The sequence below is a fragment of the Vibrio sp. Isolate34 genome (assembly GCF_022397915.1).
Taxonomy (GTDB): Bacteria; Pseudomonadota; Gammaproteobacteria; order Enterobacterales; family Vibrionaceae; genus Vibrio.
This window is the reverse complement of the sequence record NZ_JAKEUO010000042.1, coordinates 1-1,974: the sequence shown is the minus strand read 5'-3', so window position 1 is coordinate 1,974 and position 1,974 is coordinate 1. Positions and strand designations below refer to the sequence as shown.

The window sequence follows — 1,974 nt, the reverse complement described above, 5'->3', positions numbered from 1 at the left end:
AGCGAATCCCAAAAAGTGCGTCGTAGTCCGGATTGGAGTCTGCAACTCGACTCCATGAAGTCGGAATCGCTAGTAATCGTAGATCAGAATGCTACGGTGAATACGTTCCCGGGCCTTGTACACACCGCCCGTCACACCATGGGAGTGGGCTGCAAAAGAAGTGGGTAGTTTAACCTTTCGGGGAGGACGCTCACCACTTTGTGGTTCATGACTGGGGTGAAGTCGTAACAAGGTAGCCCTAGGGGAACCTGGGGCTGGATCACCTCCTTATACGAAGATAYTCACGATAAGTGTCCACACAGATTGATTAGGTTTAGAAAGTAAAAGAGAMGAAGAACTCCCAAGGTTCTTCGAAGTTTGTTTCTACTTTTTAAAGTGGAGATAAACTAGCAGTGTCCCGTTCGTCTAGAGGCCTAGGACACCGCCCTTTCACGGCGGTAACAGGGGTTCGACTCCCCTACGGGATACCACTTCCTTCAAGAAGTAAAAAGGGTCGTTAGCTCAGTTGGTAGAGCAGTTGACTTTTAATCAATTGGTCGCAGGTTCGAATCCTGCACGACCCACCATTTCCTCCCAAGGAAATAAAATTTGGGGCGATTAGCTCAGTTGGGAGAGCACCTGCCTTACAAGCAGGGGGTCACTGGTTCGAGCCCGGTATCGCCCACCATTTCCTCCCAAGGAAATAAAAATATGGGGCTATAGCTCAGCTGGGAGAGCGCCTGCCTTGCACGCAGGAGGTCTGCGGTTCGATCCCGCATAGCTCCACCATTCTTTCTCCATGTAAGGATGGCTTTTATTTTCACTTTTTAAAAAGTGAAGGCAAAAGAAACTATCATGGGCGATTAGCTCAGTTGGGAGAGCACCTGCCTTACAAGCAGGGGGTCACTGGTTCGAGCCCGGTATCGCCCACCATATTTAAGCATTCTCCTCGGAGAGTTTTTAAAAATGGTTTTGAAAGTTTAACACTTTGAAACTCTTGCTCTTTAACAATTTGGAAAGCTGACTGATTACTTAATTGGTTTTCACTTTAAAAAGTGAAATCAAACAGCTCAAGGCTGTGATTAAGTTAATCAAATTTAAAAGTTCTCAATGTTTATCTGCTCTTATTTAATAAGAACAGTATAAACACAACAAACACATTCAAGTGTCTTGTATTCGAATCAAACCTGGTTTGATTCACATTGAGTCCGGCAAACAGTCATTGAGAATTAACCCTTCTTAATGACAACCAAAAACCTTGGTTAGTTGCCATACGCGTTTGTTTTCACTCCTGTTTGTCTTCACTTTTTAAAAGTGAAAATAAAAAGGAAAGTGAAAGTAAAACAGAGACCCTTTCGGGTTGTATGGTTAAGTGACTAAGCGTACACGGTGGATGCCTTGGCAGTCAGAGGCGATGAAAGGCGTAATAACTTGCGATAAGCCCAGNTCACATTGAGTCCGGCAAACAGTCATTGAGAATTAACCCTTCTTAATGACAACCAAAAACCTTGGTTAGTTGCCATACGCGTTTGTTTTCACTCCTGTTTGTCTTCACTTTTTAAAAGTGAAAATAAAAAGGAAAGTGAAAGTAAAACAGAGACCCTTTCGGGTTGTATGGTTAAGTGACTAAGCGTACACGGTGGATGCCTTGGCAGTCAGAGGCGATGAAAGGCGTAATAACTTGCGATAAGCCCAGATTAGGTAGTAATAACCTTTRAGTCTGGGATTCCTGAATGGGGAAACCCACTTACATAAGTAAGTATCCTGTTGTGAATACATARCAACAGGAGGCAAACCGGGGGAACTGAAACATCTAAGTACCCCGAGGAAGAGAAATCAACCGAGATTCCGAAAGTAGCGGCGAGCGAAATTGGATTAGCCCTTAAGCTTTTAATGAGACAGATGAAGGCTCTGGAAAGTGCCGCAATAAAGGGTGATAGCCCCGTAATCGACATCTCATCATCAGTGAAAACGAGTAGGGCGGGACACGTGATA

General features: G+C 44.4%; 5 tRNA genes and 2 rRNA genes. All 7 read left to right on the top strand.

From position 1 onward, the window contains the following. Positions 1–270 (top strand): 16S ribosomal RNA (locus L1D22_RS21915); the annotation flags it as partial. A gap of 124 nt (positions 271–394) precedes the next feature. Then, positions 395–470 (top strand) — tRNA-Glu (locus L1D22_RS21910). A 20-nt stretch (positions 471–490) separates the two neighbouring features. After that, positions 491–566, top strand: a tRNA-Lys gene (locus tag L1D22_RS21905). 25 nt (positions 567–591) lie between these two features. Continuing rightward, a tRNA-Val gene (locus L1D22_RS21900) sits at positions 592–667 on the top strand. Between the two features lie 25 nt (positions 668–692). Beyond that, positions 693–768, top strand: a tRNA-Ala gene (locus L1D22_RS21895). A 68-nt stretch (positions 769–836) separates the two neighbouring features. Next, positions 837–912: transfer RNA gene (locus tag L1D22_RS21890), tRNA-Val, on the top strand. 683 nt (positions 913–1,595) lie between these two features. Continuing rightward, a 23S ribosomal RNA gene (locus L1D22_RS21885) occupies positions 1,596–1,974 on the top strand; the annotation flags it as partial.